The 18,030-nt window shown below is 68.2% G+C and carries 15 protein-coding genes; 5 read left to right on the top strand and 10 right to left on the bottom strand.

The features are described from left to right. Positions 1-28 precede the first annotated feature (28 nt). Positions 29-1,585 (bottom strand): 3-hydroxyacyl-CoA dehydrogenase, encoded by a 1,557-nt coding sequence (locus LGM71_RS06915; protein WP_226114375.1) that lies wholly within the window; start codon positions 1,583-1,585, stop codon positions 29-31. A gap of 546 nt (positions 1,586-2,131) precedes the next feature. Here LGM71_RS06915 and LGM71_RS06920 point away from each other — a divergent pair. Further along, a complete protein-coding gene (locus LGM71_RS06920) occupies positions 2,132-3,220 on the top strand; it encodes a calcium:proton antiporter (RefSeq protein WP_059607271.1) in 1,089 nt (362 codons plus the stop codon). A gap of 93 nt (positions 3,221-3,313) precedes the next feature. On the opposite strand, the gene LGM71_RS06925 is transcribed toward LGM71_RS06920, so the two are convergent. Beyond that, positions 3,314-4,447 carry a LysM peptidoglycan-binding domain-containing protein gene (locus LGM71_RS06925; protein ID WP_226114377.1) on the bottom strand — a complete coding sequence of 378 codons (1,134 nt, stop codon included), beginning with the start codon at positions 4,445-4,447 and terminating at the stop codon, positions 3,314-3,316. A gap of 20 nt (positions 4,448-4,467) precedes the next feature. Then, on the bottom strand, positions 4,468-5,238 hold the full coding sequence (locus LGM71_RS06930) for a hypothetical protein (RefSeq protein WP_226114378.1): 771 nt from the start codon (positions 5,236-5,238) through the stop codon (positions 4,468-4,470). Between the two features lie 12 nt (positions 5,239-5,250). Between LGM71_RS06930 and LGM71_RS06935 the strand changes: the two genes are divergently transcribed. After that, on the top strand, positions 5,251-5,535 hold the full coding sequence (locus tag LGM71_RS06935) for a hypothetical protein (RefSeq protein ID WP_226114380.1): 285 nt from the start codon (positions 5,251-5,253) through the stop codon (positions 5,533-5,535). A 333-nt stretch (positions 5,536-5,868) separates the two neighbouring features. Here the strand turns inward: LGM71_RS06935 and LGM71_RS06940 are convergent, their stop codons facing one another. The 6 genes from LGM71_RS06940 to LGM71_RS06965 all read right to left on the bottom strand — a co-directional run bounded on the left by LGM71_RS06940 (position 5,869) and on the right by LGM71_RS06965 (position 12,884). Next, the gene (locus LGM71_RS06940) at positions 5,869-6,723 is read right to left on the bottom strand and encodes an amidohydrolase family protein (protein WP_226114381.1); all 855 of its coding nucleotides are present in this window, start codon (positions 6,721-6,723) and stop codon (positions 5,869-5,871) included. Next, on the bottom strand, positions 6,720-7,742 hold the full coding sequence (locus LGM71_RS06945) for an NAD(P)-dependent oxidoreductase (protein ID WP_124906354.1): 1,023 nt from the start codon (positions 7,740-7,742) through the stop codon (positions 6,720-6,722). The genes LGM71_RS06940 and LGM71_RS06945 overlap by 4 nt, the downstream gene beginning before the upstream one ends. Then, on the bottom strand, positions 7,739-8,812 hold the full coding sequence (locus LGM71_RS06950; RefSeq protein ID WP_226114383.1) for a LacI family DNA-binding transcriptional regulator: 1,074 nt from the start codon (positions 8,810-8,812) through the stop codon (positions 7,739-7,741). The genes LGM71_RS06945 and LGM71_RS06950 overlap by 4 nt, the downstream gene beginning before the upstream one ends. An 8-nt stretch (positions 8,813-8,820) precedes the next feature. Further along, positions 8,821-10,704, bottom strand: coding sequence for a TRAP transporter large permease subunit (locus LGM71_RS06955; protein WP_226114385.1), 1,884 nt, complete (start codon positions 10,702-10,704; stop codon positions 8,821-8,823). 3 nt (positions 10,705-10,707) lie between these two features. Then, positions 10,708-11,736 carry a TRAP transporter substrate-binding protein gene (locus LGM71_RS06960; protein ID WP_226114386.1) on the bottom strand — a complete coding sequence of 343 codons (1,029 nt, stop codon included), beginning with the start codon at positions 11,734-11,736 and terminating at the stop codon, positions 10,708-10,710. A gap of 239 nt (positions 11,737-11,975) precedes the next feature. Beyond that, complete coding sequence (locus tag LGM71_RS06965; protein ID WP_059607255.1) at positions 11,976-12,884, bottom strand: LysR substrate-binding domain-containing protein; 909 nt, start codon at positions 12,882-12,884, stop codon at positions 11,976-11,978. Positions 12,885-12,997: 113 nt separating this feature from the next. Here LGM71_RS06965 and LGM71_RS06970 point away from each other — a divergent pair, with 113 nt between their 5' ends. Beyond that, complete coding sequence (locus LGM71_RS06970; RefSeq protein ID WP_226114387.1) at positions 12,998-13,936, top strand: 2-hydroxyacid dehydrogenase; 939 nt, start codon at positions 12,998-13,000, stop codon at positions 13,934-13,936. A 70-nt stretch (positions 13,937-14,006) separates the two neighbouring features. Continuing rightward, positions 14,007-15,383: an MFS transporter gene (locus tag LGM71_RS06975; protein ID WP_175815663.1), complete on the top strand. Its 1,377-nt coding sequence runs from the start codon at positions 14,007-14,009 to the stop codon at positions 15,381-15,383. Between the two features lie 36 nt (positions 15,384-15,419). Here LGM71_RS06975 and LGM71_RS06980 read toward each other — a convergent pair whose 3' ends face one another. Next, positions 15,420-16,388: a LysR family transcriptional regulator gene (locus LGM71_RS06980; protein WP_059607251.1), complete on the bottom strand. Its 969-nt coding sequence runs from the start codon at positions 16,386-16,388 to the stop codon at positions 15,420-15,422. 365 nt (positions 16,389-16,753) lie between these two features. Here LGM71_RS06980 and LGM71_RS06985 point away from each other — a divergent pair, with 365 nt between their 5' ends. After that, the gene (locus LGM71_RS06985; protein WP_226114388.1) at positions 16,754-17,929 is read left to right on the top strand and encodes an HPP family protein; all 1,176 of its coding nucleotides are present in this window, start codon (positions 16,754-16,756) and stop codon (positions 17,927-17,929) included. Positions 17,930-18,030 lie beyond the last annotated feature (101 nt).

Here is an 18,030-nt window from a genome sequence, read left to right on the forward strand (position 1 = left end):
ATCGTGTTCGGGGTAACGGGGTCGGCGGCTACGACCGGAACGTGCGGCCGGCCGCGTGCAGCGCGGCGATGCGCGGCGACACGCGATAGCGGTCCTCGCCGTAGCTCGCCGCGAGATTCGACAGCACGCGATGCACGCGGCCGATGCCGATCGCATCGGCCCACGCGAGCGGGCCGCACGGGTAGTTCACGCCCTTCTCCATCGCGAGATCGAGATCGGCGGGCGAGCACACGCCCTGGTTCACCGTGTCGGCCGCCTCGTTCGCGAGCATCGCGACGGTGCGCATCGCGACCATGCCCGGCACGTCCGCGACGCCGACGACGCGAAAACCCGCCTGCTGGAACAGGCCGACCGCGTCCGCATAGGCCGCATCGCTGCACTGGAGCGCGCGCGTCAGCGCGACGAGCCCGGCCTGCGCGTAATCGCGGGCAAGATCGACGAGCACGAGATCGGCCACGCCGGTTTGCGCGGCGCGCGCGGTCGCGGTGCGGCCGTCGGTCAGCGCGATCGACGCGCGGCCGGCCACGGCCAGCAGTTCGTCGGCATGCGCGCCGCTCTGCCGTGCGCCCGCGATGCGTTCAGCGAAGCGTGCATGCAGCGCGGCGGCCGGGCCGTCCTGCGCGAACAGCGCGACGTCGGCCGGCGCATCGCGCGGCGCTTCCAGCTCGGGCGCGGGCGGTGTCGCACCGTCGGCATATGAATAGAAGCCGCGCCCCGACTTGCGCCCGAGGAAGCCCGCGTTCACGAGTTCCTGCTGGATCAGCGACGGCGTGTAGCGCGGGTCATTGAAGTACGCGCGAAATACCGACTCGGTCACCGCGAAGTTCACGTCGTGGCCGATCAGGTCCATCAGCTCGAACGGCCCCATCCGGAAGCCGCCGGCTTCGCGCATCACCGCATCGATCGACGCCGGCGTGCCGCCCTGCTCGTTCAGCACGCGCAGCGCCTCCGCGTAATACGGCCGCGCGACGCGGTTCACGATGAAGCCCGGCGTCGACTTCGCCAGCACCGGCCGCTTGCCCCACGCGGCGGCGGTGTCGTACAGCGCCTGCGCGACTTCCGGCGCGGTCGCGAGCCCGCTGACCACCTCGACGAGCGCCATCAGCGGCGCCGGATTGAAGAAATGCAGGCCGGCCACGCGTTGCGGCGCTCGCAGCCCGGCCGCGATCGACGTGATCGAGATCGACGACGTGTTGGTCGCCAGCACGCAGCGATCGTCGACATGGCGCTCGAGCGTCGCGAATATCTCGCGCTTCACGTCGAGCCGCTCGGCCGCCGCCTCGACGATCAGCGCCGCGCCGGCGAACTCGTCCAGCGCGCGCACCGCGCGAATGCGGCTGCCGGCCGCCTCCGCTTGCGCCGGCTCGAGACGGCCCTTCTCCGCGAGCCGCGCGAACTGCGCGCGGATGCCGGCAAGCGCCTTGTCGCACGCGGCTTCGTTCAGGTCGTACAGCAGCACCGCATGGCCGGCCGCCGCGGCAACCTGCGCGATGCCCGCGCCCATCGCGCCCGCGCCGATCACGCCGACGACCGCCGACGGCGCCAGCGCGCCCGAATTCACCGAATGTGCAGAAGAAACAGCCATCGCTTGCGATCCGTCATGAAGTGGAGGTGCGAGCGATTATAAACCGACCGGTCGGTAGATTTATGTCAGGGCGAGCCCGAATTTGTCGTGCAAGAGACCGTTACGGAAACTGTAAAACTCAAAAAATCGAACGGTCGGGGCACTTTTTGCAAATCGAAAGGTCAATGAAAGCGTTCGAATATGAGATAGTGCCCCCCGAACGCCTGATAAAATTCGACAATTCGCCGGATTTCAGGGGGAAACCGCGTGTCACGACGTTGCCGTCCATCGTCCGCGCCCTTTCGGGGTCGGTTCAATACCGCCCGGCATGCCTGTCGTCACGTGCGAGTGCCCGCCTCCAGCACTCGGTCGCATCGAACCGTTTCATCCAGCGACGGGCCTCCGCCCGCCCGCGCCCCTCGCCGCCTTACGGCGGCGAACCCGTGGCAGCGCAGTTCCGTGCTGCCGCGCATCGGCTTCATCATCCTCGTTCGGCGGATCATCCGGCCGGGCTTCGTCAACCCGTGACGGCACGTCGCGCGCCGTCACTCGCATAGGAAACCGTCCATGCCGCTCTCGTCCAACCAGCTCCCGCGCTGGACCCTCTGGGCCCCGCTTGCCGCATGGCTGGTACTCGCGCTGTCGCGCGTCGTGCCGGCCGAAGGCCTCGTCATCGCCGTGTTCGCCGCCGCGCTCGCCGGCGCCGTGTTCGCCGCCGTCCACCATGCCGAAGTCGTCGCGCACCGCGTCGGCGAGCCGTTCGGCACGCTCGTGCTCGCAGTCGCCGTGACTGTCATCGAAGTCGCGCTGATCGTGTCGGTGATGCTCGGCGCAGGCCCCGAGAAATCGGGCCTCGCGCGCGACACCGTGTTCGCCGCCGTCATGATCATCTGCAACGGCATCGTCGGCCTCTGCCTGCTGGTCGGTGCGTGGAAGCACGGCGAACAGGATTTCCAGGGGCGCGGCGCGAGCAAGGCGCTCGCGGTGCTCGCGTCGCTGTCGGTGCTGTCGCTCGTGATGCCGAACTATCTGAACGCCGCGCCGGGCCCGTTCTTTTCGAAATCGCAGCTGGCGTTCGCCGGCGTGTCGTCGCTCGTGCTGTACGGCGCATTCGTGTTCGTGCAGACCGTGCGCCACCGCGACTACTTCCTCACCGAGCACGACAGCGCGAACGAATCGGTGCACGCGGCGCCGCCCAGCGGCCGCACCGCGCTGACCAGCCTCGTGCTGCTGTTCGCGAGCCTCGTCGCGGTCGTGCTGCTCGCCAAGCTGCTGTCGCCGGCCGTCGAGCATGCGGTGATGAAGCTCGGCGCGCCGGAAGCGGCGGTCGGCATCGTGATCGCCGCGCTCGTGCTGCTGCCCGAAGGGCTCGCGGCCGTCACCGCCGCACGCGCGAATCGCCTGCAGACCAGCATGAACCTCGCGCTCGGCTCGGCACTCGCGAGCATCGGGCTGACGATTCCGACCGTCGCGGCCGTGTTCATCTGGGTCGGCCAGCCGCTCACGCTCGGCATCGGCGCGATGGAAACCGTGCTGCTGTCCCTGACGCTGCTGGTCAGCACGCTGACGCTCAGCCAGGGACGCACGACGGTGCTGCACGGTGTCGTGCATTTGTCGCTGTTCGCAGCCTACCTGTTCCTGTCGATCACGCACTGATGCAAAGCGTCGCGGGGCACGGCGAAAACGATCCGCCGTGCCGCGCGCCGTGCTTCACCTTCCCCACTTCACCTTCTTCGCTCCACGCCGCGCCTACCGGACCGGAATCACGAGATGCTGGCCAGCCAGGATCAGGTTCGGGTTCGCGAGGTTGTTGCGGCGCTGGATCTCGCGATAGCGCTGGCCGCTGCCGAGCTTGCTCGCCGCGATCATGTTCAGCGTGTCGCCCGCCTTCACCACGTACGTCTTTTCGCCCGACGCGGCCGCGGTCGTCATCGTCTGGTCGCTGACGAAGTACTTGCGCAGCAGGTCCAGATACTGCGGCGACTGCTTGAGCTTCGCGATCGCGGCGTTCAGGTAGATCAGCAGGTCCTGGTCGTCGGCACGCACGCCGATCTTGTACGCAATGTTCGAGCCGTCGAGCTTGGTCACCGCGAACTTCAGGTCGGTGCCCTTGATCGAGCTGACCGCGAACGGATAGTCGTAGATGAACGCGTCGACCGCATGGCCGTCGAGGCTCTTCGCGATGAACGCCGGATCGGAATCGTCGACCTCGACGAACCGGACGTTCGGATACTGGCGCGTGACGAATGCACGCACGTCCGGGTCGCCCTTCAGGATGCCGACCGTCTTGCCGGCCAGATCGTCGGCCGAGCGGATCGCGGAGCCTTGCCGCACGATCAGCGAATAGCCGAAATCATCGACGTACGGCACCGAGTAGACGACGCCCGCCGGCGTGTTGTCCGGGAACGTCAGCCCGTCCATCGCGACATCGACGACATGGTTGCCCTTCGCATCGGTGTCGAGCAGCTGCTTCGGCACGCCCGGGTACGTGTCGACTTCGTGACGCGTATCGACGACGACCGGCTTGCCGCCATGCGAGAACGACGGATCCGAGAACAGCAGCCGCGCGAATTCGACGTTGAAGCCGTGCGGCGCGCCCTTGTCCTCGCCGAAGAACGGCTCGCTCGGGTTCTGCACCGAGACGCGCACGACGCCGTTTTCGGCGATCGATTTCAGCGTGCTCGTCTGCGGCGTGAAGCCGGCCGGCAGCACGTTGGAGGACGTCGACGTCTGCGCGGGCTGGCCCGCGTCGCCTGCCTGTGCGGACGTCGCGCCCGGCGCCGCATCGTGCGCGGGAATCAGTGTCGACAGGCCGCCCTGGTGGACGATCCAAACGCCGACGAGCACCACCAGAAACACGACTGCACCGAGAAGTTTTTTCATGGTTGCGTGCCTGCGGGAAGTTATTGTGGTTTCGACGGCAATGCAGCGGCCTGTGCCGCATCGGGGCCGGGCACGGGCGTGCCGTTCATCACCGCCTGCTGTTGCGCCTGCTTGACCTCGGGATTGTCCAGCAGCGACGTCTCCATTTCGGAAAATGCCTTGTTCACCGAGCGCATCACCGAATCAACGGCCACGTCGGTCTTGATCTGCTCGAACGTATCGGCCGTCTGCCGGCCCGCGAGCTTGTTCATGTGCTGGGCCGCCTGCGACATGTCCCACATCGCCTTCGCGCGGTCGATCGCGGAGGCGAAATTCTTCAGTTCCGCCTGCACCTGCTTGTAGCGGCTTTCGCGAAACGCAAGCAGTTGCTTCATCGTGTCGAGCTGCGCGCGAAAGCGTGGCGCGTCTTCCGGATACTGCTTCTCGAACAGCTCGGTCTTGTTTTCGAAGTTCTTCACTTCGGTGCGGAAAGCGGTGATGCTGTCCGCGAATTTCTGCGCCGCCTGGCGCTTTTCCGCGAGCTGGTTGATGAGCGTCTCGATCGGATTCGACTGCGCTTCCTCGACGATCATCTTCACCTTCTGGTTCGCGAACTTCATCGCGACGACCGGCGCGAGATAGATCGCCCCGAGGCCGATCACGGCCGCCGTGATCAGCGCGATCATCCCCTTCAGGACGAACAGCGCGGCCGGTGCCGCGATCGCGACGCCGGCGATGATGATCGCCCATTTGATCAGCTTTGCCTTGCCACTCCCCGAACTGCCGTTTGCTTCATTCGAAAGCTGCGACATGAGTTTTTCTCCTTGAACCTCGAACTGAACTGCGTGCGTAAGCTGCGTCATGCTCAATCGAAATGCTTCGGACTCCGGTGCCGCCGCGCGCGCGGGAGCGTTAACGGCACGATGCGTGGACGCGTGGCGGCGGCGTCACGACACGCCGGTGTAAGCGTCATGCGCGATACGGTATTCGGGCGCGACGGGCTGGCGCGCGACGCGCCGGCGCCGATCGGCACCGCTCGTCGTCGCGGCCAGCGCGCGGACGGGAAAGTGTACCGATGCACGGTACGAAACGGGATGACGGATACGTGACGCGACGGGCGTCGGGAAAATCGTGGCGGGCCGGCGGCTGCGGCGCCGGGATTCCGGTACGAGTGCGTGAAGGCTCATCGTTGTTCTTGTGCGCGTCGCTGATGCGGGAACACGCGGCCAGCGCGCCCCGCTCCAAATGCACGCACGTATCCTGCGCCGACCGGCATGCAGCGTCAAGCGGTCGGCACGGCGGCGCGTTGCCTTTTCGCGATCGAAAGCGTGCGCGGCGCGTCAGCTTTCCGAACAGTAAGGATGTTGCCGACGCCGCGACGCATCGCACCCGGTCGGGATTGATTTCCATCGAAGCGCGGCCCGCGTCCGGCCGACAGGATCTTACGTCGCGGCGCCGATCGAGGTGTCCGCATCGAACCCGTACAGCACCGCGGGATTGTCGACGAGTATCGCGCGGCCGACCGCCTCGTCCGCCGCGCAGGCGTGCAACCAGCCGAGCAGATGCGCATCGTCGGGCACCGGCGACGCGTTCGGATGCGGCCAGTTGCTGCCCCACACGCAGCGCGCCGAATGTTCGCGCGCGAGCACGGTGGCAAGGCGTGCGACGTCGTCGTAACCGGGCGCACCGGATCGTGAAGTCTCGTAAGGCGCGGACAGCTTCACCCAAACGTGGCCGCGATTCAGCAGGCGCCGCAATGCGACGAACGCCGGCGCACCCGGAGCCACCGGCGTCAGGAACTTGCCCGTGTGATCGATGACGACACGCGCCGGCAAGGACGTCAGCATCGCCTCGACGTCGGGCAGCGTCCGGCCATCGAGCTGCAGGTCGATGTGCCAGCCGAGCGGCGCGATTCGCGTGGCCATCCGCTCGAGCTCGTCCCATCGCGCAACGCCGCCCGACAGCGTCATGAACCGCACACCGCGGATGCCTCGCGCGTGCAGCCGCTCGAGCTCGGCGTCCGGCACGTCGACCGGCAACGTCACCACGCCCCGCGCCTGCGGGCCGAGCGCGGCCAGCGCATCGAGCGTGCAGCGGTTGTCGAACCCATAACCGGTCGGCTGCACGACGACCACGCGCGCGAGGCCAAGCGCCCGTTGCACGCGGCGATACGCGTCCACCGGCGCATGCGGCGGGCGGAACGTCGCCGTCGGCGCGAGCGGATACGCATCGTCGTAAATGTGAATATGGCAATCGCATGCGGGCGACGACCGTGTACCGGCCAGGTCGTGCGTCATCGCGCGCCCGGCGCGGCGGATGCGTCGACCGACCGCCAGCGTGCGAGCCGCGTCGCGTGCGCGGCGTTGACCGCGCCGTTCGGCACGCGTGCGTCAAGCAGCGCGGCGAGTTGTTCGACCGTCTCGAGTGCCTGGTGCTCGACCGCCGGCCGCGTCAGTCCGCCGATATGCGGCGTGGCGATCACGCGCGGATGCGCGGCGAGCTCGGGCGTGGGCATCTGGTCCGTCGCCCGGCCGACATCGAGCGCGCAACCGGCCAGCCTGCCGCCGTCGAGCGCGTCGGCCAGCGCCTGCTCGTCGACGAGCTCGCCGCGCGACGCATTGATGAAGCACGCACCCGGCTTCATCGCGGCGAACGCGCCCGCGTCGAACAGGTTCGCGGTGGCGGGCGTCGCCGGCGCGAGGCACACGACGTAGTCCGCATCGCGCAGCAGGGTCGCGCGGTCGACCTGTTCGATCGACGGCGTGTCGACCCGCACGTACGGATCGCACACGAGCACGCGCATCCCGAACGCCGTCGCGATCGGCGCGAGATGGCGCGCGATCTGTCCATAGCCGACCACGCCCAGCGTGCTGCCGCGCAATTCGCGGCCCATCCGCGGCAGCGGCGGCGTGCCGCGGTGGTACGTAGCGGCATAGGCGCCGATCCCGCGCGCGAGGTCGATCATCGCGCCGATCACCCACTCCGCGACGGCCGGCCCGAAACCGGGGCTCGCCTGCGTGACCAGCACGCCGAATTCGCTCGCCGCGTCGACGTCGACGGTACGAATGTCGACCGCGCAGCGCAGGAACGCGGCAAGCGCGGGCAGCCCCGCGAACAGCGCGCGCGGCGCCGGCGTCTGCCGGTACGCGATCATCGCATCGCATCCTTGGGCGGCGGCGATCAGCTCGTCCGTGCCGAGCTCACGGTCGAGCGGATTGCACGTGACGTCCGCGATCGCCTGCAGCGCGCGCAGCGCCTTCGCACCGAAGTAGTAATCGAGCATCCCGGACGGATGGGTCACGTAGACACGCGTCATGCGGGGGCTCCGTTCGATTCGACCGCACGCGGCGGCGGCGCGACCGATGCGCGCTCGATGAGCGTGACGCCCGGGAACACGCACTGCCCGGGCTCCGACAGGTCGCCGTCGTGCCGCATCACGCGCCGCACCATCTCCGCGGCCATGTCCGTGACGGGCAGTTGCACCGTGGTCAGCGCCGGCCACGAGATCGCCGACAGGAAGTGACCATCCATCCCGACCACCGACACATCGTCCGGCACGCGCAATCCGCCGTCGCGCAGCCCGGCCATCAGGCCCAGCGCGAACAGGTCGTTGACCGCGACGATGCCGGTCGGCCGCGCGGGATCGGCCGCCAGCGCGGCGCCGAGCGCACGTCCGACTTCGACGATCACGGCGTCGCCATATTCGTTCGCCGGACCGCCATCGAGCACTTGCGCATCGGCGCCCGCGTCGCGCGCTGCCGCGAGAAAGCCGCGAATCTTGTCGCTGCGGCTCACGGTGACGCCGGCCACCGTCGCGAATGCGAGCCGCGTATGGCCCGCGGCGATGAGGCAGTCGGTCGCGAGCCGCGCGGCCGCCTCGTTGTCGGCCGTCACGTGATCGACCTTCGATTGTGCGCCGGGCGTTGCGCGGCGGTCGTAGCTGACGACCGTCATCCCGCGTTCGGCCGCGCGTTCGAGGTGGCTTTCGTCGGCAAGCGACGAGATCACGATCACGCGCCGCACGCCGTGCGCGAACAGGTCGTCGAAGAACGACGCCTCCTTGCCCGCGTCGCGGTACGTGTTGCCGATCAGCACGCGATGGCCATACTGCTCCTGCGCGCAAGCCTCGATCTCGCGCGCGATGTAGCCGTACATCGGGTTCGCCATCGACGGCACCAGCAGCCCGACGAGCGGCGTCTGTCCCGTCTTGAGCTGGCGCGCCAGCGTGCTCGGCCGGTACTGCAGCGCATCCATCGACGCCTTCACGCGTTCGAGCGTCTCCGGCTTCATCTGATCGGTGCGGCCGTTGAGCACGTTCGAAACCGTGCTGACCGAAACGGCCGCATGACGGGCCACGTCCTGAATCGTACTCATGTCGTCTTGCAATGAACGGGCTACAGGCCGAAACGGGCCGGCAGCCACAACGAAAACGCCGGTGCGAAGATCAGCGCCACGAGGGCGACCAACAGCACCAGCAGGTATTTCACCATCGGCCGCGCCACGCGTGCGACCTCGGTCCCCGTGATCGCACAGGTCGTGAACAGCCCGAGCCCGACGGGCGGCGCGAACAAACCGAGCCCCATCGCCACCACCACGACCGTACCGAAATGCAGCGGGTTGATGCCGAGCTGCAGCGCGATCGGCGCGAGCAGCGGCCCGAAGATGATCAGCGCGGGCGCGCCTTCGAGCACGGCGCCGAACACGATCATCAGCAGCGCCGCCAGCAACAGGAACGCCGTCGAGCCGTACTGATGGGCAAACGCTGTCATTGTGCCCGAGACGAGCGCGGGAATCTGCTCGATCGACAACGCGAACGACACGCTCGACGCCGCCGCGACGATGAACAGGATACCGCTCGCCATCGACGCCGCACGGACGAACACGCGGCCGACCGAGCGCCAGGTCAGTTCGCGGAACGCCGCCCAGCCGACCACCAGCGCATAGACCACCGCGAACGCCGACACTTCCGTCGACGTCGCGATGCCCGACGTCACGCCCTTGCCGATCATCGCGACCATGATCAGCGCGACGAGCGCGCCGCCCGCGAGCGGCAGCCACGCGCGGCGTTCGACGAACACCGCGTCGATGTCGATCCGGCGTCCGCAGATCACGGTCACGACCGCCAGCGACGCGGCGAGCACGGCCGCCGGCACGATGCCCGCGACGAACAGCCCCGCGATCGAGATGTTCGCGACGAAGCCCATGATGATCATGTTCACGCACGGCGGAATCGTCTCCGCCATCACCGCGCTGCACGCAAGCAGCGCCGCGGTTTCGTCGGGATCCTGCCGCGCGCGGCGCACGGCCGGCATCACGACGCTGCCCACCGCCGCGATATCGGCCAGCTTCGAACCCGACACGCCGGAAAAGCACGCCGTCGCGAAGATCACGATCAGCCCGAGCCCGCCGCGCACGCGCCCGAAGATCCGCAGCAACAACTCGACGAGCCGCGCGGACATCCCGTTCGACTCCATCAGCAAGCCGGCCAGCACGAAGAACGGCACGGCGAGCAGCACGAAGTGATCGGCACCTGCCATCACCTGCTGCGAGTAGACGAGCAACGGCAGCGTCGGATCGGCGAGGAAGTAAAGCAGCGCCGAGAACGCGAGCACGAAGCCGATCGGCACGCCCAGCACGAGCCCGCCGACGAAGCCGGCGATCAGCAGCGCCCCCGGCGCGATCGCGTGCTCGGGCCGCAGCGCGTTCCAGCCGTACACGGCGCCTGCGAGCACGGCGCAGCACGCAAGCGTGCCGAGCACGCGACGGCGCGGCGCGTTCAGTGCGTTCGCGAGCGCGAACACGCTCATGAACAGCGCGCCGAACATCATCGGATACACGTTGATCCATCCCGGCAGGCCGCCGGTCGTCAACTGATCGTACGAGTCGCCGAGCAACTGCCACGACGACGCCAGCAGGTTCAGCGACACCGCCGCGACGATCCAGTGCCCGATCTGCACGAGCGCGCCCTGCCAGCGTGCCGGCAGCCAGCCGCGGAACAGGTCGATGCCGACGTGCTGACTGCGGCCGAGCACCGTCGCCGCGCCGAAGAACACCAGCACGATCATCAGCGCGCTCGCGACTTCCTCGGCCCAGTCGACCGGATCGTGCAGGAAATAGCGGAAGACGACCGACACGAACACGACCAGCACGTCGACGGCCAGCACGGCGGCCGACACGTATTCGATCCAGCGCATCGCCGCATCCAGCGCGCGGGCGGCGCGCACGGGGCGCCCTGAGTCGACGGCCGGCGCGACGCTCGAAACGGAACCGGTATCCATCGCTCAACCCCGCGCGGCGGCAATCGCCGGAAACAGCGGCGCGGTCGCCGGATACTGCTTCGCGAATGCCATATAGAGGCGGTCGTGCATCGCCTGCCGCAGCGCCGTGCGCTCGGCATCCGCCATCGGATGAAACGTCATCCCGTGCTGCTTCAGCGCCGCCTCCGCCTGCACGGCCTTCTGCGTCGCGATCGCGCGCTGCTGCGCGGTCGCGTCGGCCACCGCGCGGTCGAACGCCGGGCGCAGGTTTGCCGGAATCCGCTCGAGCGCGCGCCGCCCCATCACGACGGTCATCGCCGCGAACACGTGGTGCGATTGCCAGCAAGACTTGACGATCTCGTCGAAGCGGCTCGCGAGCACGGTGGCCGGATCGTGCTCGAGCCCGTCGACGACGCCCGTCTGCACGGCCATGTAGAGCTCGCCGAACGGAATCGGCGTCGGCACCGCGCCCATCACCTTGAAGGTGTCCATGAATGCCGGCGTCGGCAACACGCGCAGCTTCGTGCCCTTCACGCCCTGCAGCGCCGTCACCGGCTGCTTCGTGAACACGCAGCGTCCGCCGAAGTGCGAGCCCCAGGTCAGCACGGAGCAGCCCGCGCGCTTTTGCAGCAGCGCGTTCAGGCTGGTGCCGACCTGGCCGTCGAGCACCTTCGCGACGTGCGCATAACTGTCGAACAGGTAGCCGAGATCGAGCATGCCGAGCTCCGGCGCGATCGTGGCCCAGATCGACGAGCCCGCGATCATCATGTCGATCGCGCCGATCTTCACCTGCTGCGCGACGTCGCTCTCCTTGCCGAGCTGGCTGTTCGGAAAGTAGTCGACCCGAATCGCGTCGCCGACGCTCGCCTTCAGGTTCGCCGCGAGGCGCTCGTACCACACGTAGTGCGCGGCGTTCTGGTCGGCCGGCATCGACGACGAGCAGCGCAGCGTCACGGTCTGCGCCGCGCGGCCGATTTCCGGCAAGCCGCCCGCGACCGCGAGCGTGGCGGCGGACGCCGTTTGCAGAAAGCGCCGCCGGGTGAAGGTACTCATGGCCGTCTCCTTTTCAATCGCGTCTTCCGATGCGACTGTATCGATTTAGTGTATCGATACAGTAATACGACGACCGATGAGGGCGAAATGCGGGTTTTCCCGTGACGGGCATGAAAAAACCGGGATTGCTGGTGGCAATTTCGGGCCGGAGCGCAACGCGGAGCCGGCGCATTACGGTCTCTCGGGCCCCTGGCGTGCGTCAGGCGTGCCGGCGGATATCGTCAGACAACTGACTTTTTCTAAACGACGACGCCGTCCGCCCCTTCCGTCAGAAACTGCCCGACCATCGCGTTGAACAGCGGTAGCGCCGGATTGTCGTTGTCCGCGCGCCACGCGAGATACAGCTCTGCCGCCACGTCGACGCCCGCGAGCGGCCGGAACACCACACCGTCGACATGCAGCTCGCGCGCCGAAGCCGGCACCAGCGCGGCACCCAGCCCGGCACGCACCAGGCCGAGGATCGTATGGGTCTGCCCGACGTAATGCAGGTAGTTCGGCAAGCGCCCCGCGCTGGCGAACATCCCCGAGATCATGTCGTGGAAGTACTTGCCCTCGTTCGGCGAATACGCGATGAACGGCTGCCGGTCCAGCTCGTCCGGGCCGATCCGCTCGTACGCCGCCAGCGGCGTGCCCTGCGCGACCGCGACGAGCATCGGCTCACGCTGCACGAGCCGGTATTCGAGCGGATGGCGCGCCGCGCGCTGGCGCACGAAGCCCGCATCGAGCATGCGCGACGCGAGCGCGTCGATCTGCACGGTCGACACCATTTCGCGCAGTTCGACGTCGACGTCCGGCAGCGCGTGCGCCGCATGCGCGAGCAGCGCCGGAATCATTCGGTACGCGCTGACGGCCGTGAAGCCGAGCGTGATGCGGCCAGCCCCGCCGTGCGCGACGCGCTGCGCGGCCTGCTCGGCCCGCGCGGAAAACTCGAGGATGTGCCGCGCATCGCGCAGGAAGCGCTCGCCGGCCGCGGTCAGCCTGACCTGCCGGCTGCTGCGTTCGAGCAGCGCGATGCCGAGCGCATGTTCGAGCAACTGGATCTGCCGGCTGAGCGGCGGCTGCGTCATGAAGAGCCGCTTGGCCGCACGGCCGAAGTGCAGTTCCTCGGCCACGGCGACGAAGCAACGAAGCTGGTTCAGTTCAATCATTCAAATCGTGAATCAATCAATAGTCTCTTGATGTTAGACCGATATCGATACGGTTCCTATACTCGGTTGCACCTGATGCGCGGCCCGCGCCGCGCACGACGACCGAGACCTTCATGACCATCGACATCCTGCTCACCCAGCCGCTTCCCGACACCATCGACGCCGAACTGTCCGCGCGCTACGCGGTGCATTGCCTGTACGCTGCCGACCAGCCGGACGCGCTGCTCGACCGCGTCGCGTCGCGCATCCGCGGCGTCGTCACGGGAGGCGCGAACGGGTTGTCCGCCGCGTTGATGGACCGGCTGAGCGCGCTCGAAATCGTCGCGATCAACGGCATCGGCACCGACGCCGTCGATCTCGATCGCGCCCGCGCACGCGGCATTCACGTGACGACGACACCCGACGTGCTGACCGACGACGTCGCCGACATGGCGATGGGGCTGATCCTGATGACGCTGCGCGACCTCGGCGCCGGCGAGCGCATCGTGCGCGCCGGCCGCTGGGGCAAGACCGCGCAGCCGCTCGCGACGCAGGTGACGGGCAAGCGGCTCGGCATCGTCGGCCTCGGCCGCGTCGGACGCGCGATCGCGCAGCGCGCGCAGGCGTTCCGGATGCCGGTCAGCTACTTCGGCCCGCGCGAACATCGCGACAGCGGCTACCGCTACGTGCCCGACCTGGTCGCGCTCGCGCGCGACAGCGACGTGCTCGTGCTCGCGGCATCGGCCGATCACGGCAACGTGCTCGTGACGGCCGACGTGCTCGCCGCGCTTGGCCACCAAGGATTCCTGATCAATGTCGCGCGCGGCAAGCTCGTCGACGAAGCCGCGCTCGTGCGCGCGCTCGCGGACGGCACGATCGCCGGCGCGGGCCTCGACGTGTTCGCGGACGAACCGCGCGTGCCGGCCGCGCTGCTCGAACTCGAACGCGTCGTCGTGCAGCCGCACCGCGCGAGCGCCACGCACGAGACGCGCGACGCCATGGGCCGGATCGTGCTCGCCAACCTCGCCGCGTGCTTCGCGGGCCAGCGCCCGCCGACCAGCGTCACGAACTGAGCGCCGCCCGCTTTCCCCGACCACGACACCAAACCAATCACCTTCGCACGACGAAGGCCAGGAGACTCGCATGCCCAATCGATCCAGCGGCAGCGCCGCCGTCGCCGCGTCGCCCGCCTCATCCACCGCGTCGCGCACGATCGGCCGCGTCCGTTACACGGTCCTCGCACTGATCTTCGCCGTCACCGTCGTCAACTATGCGGATCGCGCGACGATGTCCATCGCCGGCACCGGCGTCGCGCACGACCTCGGGCTGACGCCCGTGCAGCTCGGTATCGTCTTTTCCGCGTTCGCGTGGGCCTATGCGATCGGCCAGATTCCGGGCGGCTGGCTGCTCGACCGCTTCGGCGCGCGCCGCGTGTACGGCCTGAGCCTGCTGCTGTGGTCGGTCTTCACGATGCTGCAGGGCACGGTCGGCTGGTTTGCCGTGCAGGGGGCCGCCGCGACGTTCGCGCTGTTCGCGATGCGCTTCATGCTCGGCCTGGTCGAATCGCCGGCGTTCCCGGCCAATTCGCGGATCGTCGCGTGCTGGTTCCCGACTGCCGAGCGCGGCACCGCATCGGCACTGTTCAATTCCGCGCAGTACATGGCCGTCGTGCTGTTCGCGCCCGCGATGGCCTGGCTGACGCACGCGCTCGGCTGGGAACACGTGTTCCTGTGGATGGGGATGCTCGGCGTCGCGCTGTCGGCGCTCTGGTTCGCGTGGTATCGCGAGCCGCACAGCCATCCGCGCGTGAGCGACGCCGAGCGCGACGACCTGCGCCAACGCGGCGCGCTCGTCGATCTCGAGGCGAACCGCGTCCGGCACCGGCAGCGCGTATCGTGGCGCGACGCATCGCAGCTGTTCCGCCACCGGAACCTGTGGGCGATCTATGTCGGCCAGTACGCCATCACGGCGCTCACCTATTTCTTCATCACGTGGTTCCCGATCTACCTGATCAAGGGACGCGGAATGACGATCATGGAGGCCGGCTGGGTCGCCGCGCTGCCGGCGCTCTGCGGCTTCACCGGCGGTGTGCTCGGCGGCGTGCTGTCGGACTGGCTGATCCGGCGCGGCGTGCATCCGTCGCGCGCACGCAAGACGCCGTTCGTCGTGGGGATGGCGATGGCGACGCTGCTCGTGCTCGCGAACGGCGCGTCGTCGAACACCGTCGTGATCGCGCTGATGACGATCGCGTTCTTCGGCAAGGGCCTCGCGGCGGTCGGCTGGGCCGTGCTTGCCGATACCGCGCCGGAAGGCATGGTCGGCCTGAGCGGCGGCGTGTTCAACGGCCTCGGCAACATCGCGGGGATCGTCACGCCGCTCGCGATCGGCTATTTCGTCGCGCACACGGGCTCGTTCGCGGGCGCGCTGTGGTTCGTCGCAGCACACGGGCTGATCGGCATCGCCGCCTACGCGTGGCTCGCCGGCCGCTTCGAACGGATTCGGGTCACGCCGCACGCATGACGCCCGGCGCCGCCGGGCGAGCGAACGGCGGCAGCATCACGCGCGCTGGCGGCTGCCCGGCGCCGGCTCGACGGCGAGCCGGTCGAGTTCGCGCAGATCGTTCTCCAGCGCCGGCGTGAGCGTCGTACGCAGATGGTCGAGGAAGGTGCGGATCTTCGCGTCGAGATAGCGGCGTGTCGCATAGACGGCATACACGCTGACCGTCTGCAGCCGGTAATCGGGCAGCACGCGAATCAGCCGCCCTTCGCGGATGTCGTCGAGCACGGTGTACAGCGCGACGCACGCGATGCCGCGCCCTGCCCGCACCGCGACGCACAGCGCATCCGGTACGTTGACCTGGAACGGTGCCGGCTGCAGCTCGTACACCGTATCCTCGTCGTCGCCACGCTCGAGCCGCCACTCGCTGGCCGGCGATGCGGGCGTATCGAGGCGCAGGCACACGTGGTTCGGCAGATCATCGGGCGTCGTCGGCGTGCCATGCCGCGCCAGGTATTCGCGCGATGCCACCAGCACGCTGCAACTCGTTCCGCAAGTCTGCGCGACGTAGCCGGAATCGGGCAGCTGCGACGCGGTCACGATCGACACGTCGTAGCCTTCCTCGACGAGGTTCGGCATCCGCTGCGCGAGCGTCAGCTCGATCGAAACGTCCGGGTTGTCTTCCTGGTAGCGCACGATCGACGATACGACATGACTCTGCCCGAGCCCCGTCATCGCATGGATGCGCATCTTGCCGCTCGGCCGCAGCAGCGCGTTGCGCGCCTCGGCGTTCGCGTAGTCGAATTCGGCGAGGATCGATTTCGCACGCTCGAAGTAGCGTTCGCCGCTTTCGGTGAGGCCGAGATGGCGCGTCGTGCGATGCAGCAGCCGCGTCTGTACGTGAGCTTCGAGATTCGACACCGCGCGCGATACCTGCGCGGTGGTCGCATCGATTTCTTTGGCGACCGCGGTGAAACTGCCGGCTTCGACAACGCGCACGAACAGGCGCATGTTTTCGAGCATGTCCATTGAATTGGCTTGGGGAGTGTCGGTGGGAAAACGTCGGCGGCGCTCGCGTCAGACGGGAATCGGGGCGTGCGCGCGAACGATGCGCAAGCGATCGCCATGCCGGGGAACGGGCGGGAGAGCGGGCATCGCGTGCGTGGTTGTGGCATATCGGGGGATTCGGTGGCCCGAATTGTACGCCGCCGCAGACAAATTTGCGCGGTTGCAGCGTCGCCAAGCTTTCATCTGATGAAAGGTTTTTGCAAGACGGACGCGTCGCGCGCCTGCCACGCCTTGATGCAGCGCGACAATTTATATCACAACACGATATAATCTACGCCTTCCTTGCGCTGCGTCATCCGCGTCGTCATTTTTACCGCTTATCGTCCATGTCGTCAGGCTCCTCCCCGTCGCGCCGCACATTCCGCCAATGGCTGCACAGCTTCATTCCCCATCCGATGACGCTCGGCTGGCGCGAGCGCATGCGCTCGTGCACGGGCGCGCTCGTCGGCATCGCGACGGTCGGCGTCACGATGCGGCTGCTGCCCGGCGTGCCGGGCCTCGTGCCGCTGCTCGTCGCGCCGATGGGGGCGTCGGCGGTGCTGCTGTTCGCGGTGCCCGCGAGTCCGCTCGCGCAGCCGTGGTCGATCATCGGCGGCAACCTGGTGGCGGCGACCGTCGGCGTCGCGTGTGCGCAGTCGATCGCCGATCCGATCACGGCCGCCGCGGTTGCGGTCGCCCTCGCGATCGGCGGCATGTTCGTACTGCGCTGCGTGCACCCGCCGTCGGGCGCGGTCGCGCTGACGGCCGTGCTCGGCGGCCCCGCGATCCACTCGCTCGGCTTCGGCTTCGTGGTCGAGCCGATCGCGCTGCAATCGGCGATCCTGCTGTCGGCCGCGCTCGTGTACCACGCGCTGACAGGCCACCGCTATCCGCACGGCGGCGTGCGTCCCGACGCGAAGCCGCAAGGCGCCAACGCCGCGCCGGCACGCGGCGGCTTCACGCGCGCCGATCTCGACGCCGTGCTGAAGCGCCGCGGCGAATGGCTCGACGTCGATCCGGACGACCTCGAGATGCTGCTGCGCGAAACCGAGATGCAAGCGTATGCGCGCACGTTCAGCCAGCTCACGTGCGCCGACCTGATGACGAAGAACGCGATCGAAGTCGCCCCGTCGACCTCGGTGACGGCGGCGCTGACGCTGCTCGACCGCCATCGCGTGAAGGCACTGCCCGTCGTGGACGGCGACGATCGCCTGATCGGCATCGTCACGCGCGCCGACCTCACGCGCCAGCTGCGCCGCCCCGCTCCGCTGTGGCAGCAGCTGGCCGCGCGGCTGCCGCAGTCGTTCGGCGGCCAGCCGCCCAGCGTCGCGACAGTGATGACCCCCGACGTCGCGTCCGTGCCGCAGACCATGCCGATCACCGCGCTGGTGCCGCTGTTTACACATTCGGGCCACCACCACATCCCGGTCGTCGACGCATCGCGACGGCTCGTCGGCATCATTACGCAGACGGATCTCGTCACGGGCCTGTACCAGCAGACGCGGATGCTCGAGGCCGCGTAACGCCGACGAACAACGAAATGTGCTCCATTCCGCTGAAAATCGTCCATTTATATCATATTGTGATATATTTCACGTTGCCGAAACTCCTGCCCGACCGACCG

This window comes from Burkholderia sp. AU33545, from assembly GCF_020419685.1.
Lineage (GTDB): Bacteria > Pseudomonadota > Gammaproteobacteria > Burkholderiales > Burkholderiaceae > Burkholderia > Burkholderia diffusa.

Coding starts and splice junctions, on each gene's coding strand:
- LGM71_RS06960 (WP_226114386.1), bottom strand. CDS start 11,736: ATGAGTACCTTCACCCGGCGGCGCTTTCTGCAAACGGCGTCCGCCGCC.
- LGM71_RS06970 (WP_226114387.1), top strand. CDS start 12,998: ATGACCATCGACATCCTGCTCACCCAGCCGCTTCCCGACACCATCGAC.
- LGM71_RS06980 (WP_059607251.1), bottom strand. CDS start 16,388: ATGGACATGCTCGAAAACATGCGCCTGTTCGTGCGCGTTGTCGAAGCC.
- LGM71_RS06930 (WP_226114378.1), bottom strand. CDS start 5,238: ATGTCGCAGCTTTCGAATGAAGCAAACGGCAGTTCGGGGAGTGGCAAG.
- LGM71_RS06965 (WP_059607255.1), bottom strand. CDS start 12,884: ATGATTGAACTGAACCAGCTTCGTTGCTTCGTCGCCGTGGCCGAGGAA.
- LGM71_RS06945 (WP_124906354.1), bottom strand. CDS start 7,742: ATGACGCGTGTCTACGTGACCCATCCGTCCGGGATGCTCGATTACTAC.
- LGM71_RS06920 (WP_059607271.1), top strand. CDS start 2,132: ATGCCGCTCTCGTCCAACCAGCTCCCGCGCTGGACCCTCTGGGCCCCG.
- LGM71_RS06940 (WP_226114381.1), bottom strand. CDS start 6,723: ATGACGCACGACCTGGCCGGTACACGGTCGTCGCCCGCATGCGATTGC.
- LGM71_RS06985 (WP_226114388.1), top strand. CDS start 16,754: ATGTCGTCAGGCTCCTCCCCGTCGCGCCGCACATTCCGCCAATGGCTG.
- LGM71_RS06955 (WP_226114385.1), bottom strand. CDS start 10,704: ATGGATACCGGTTCCGTTTCGAGCGTCGCGCCGGCCGTCGACTCAGGG.
- LGM71_RS06925 (WP_226114377.1), bottom strand. CDS start 4,447: ATGAAAAAACTTCTCGGTGCAGTCGTGTTTCTGGTGGTGCTCGTCGGC.
- LGM71_RS06915 (WP_226114375.1), bottom strand. CDS start 1,585: ATGGCTGTTTCTTCTGCACATTCGGTGAATTCGGGCGCGCTGGCGCCG.
- LGM71_RS06975 (WP_175815663.1), top strand. CDS start 14,007: ATGCCCAATCGATCCAGCGGCAGCGCCGCCGTCGCCGCGTCGCCCGCC.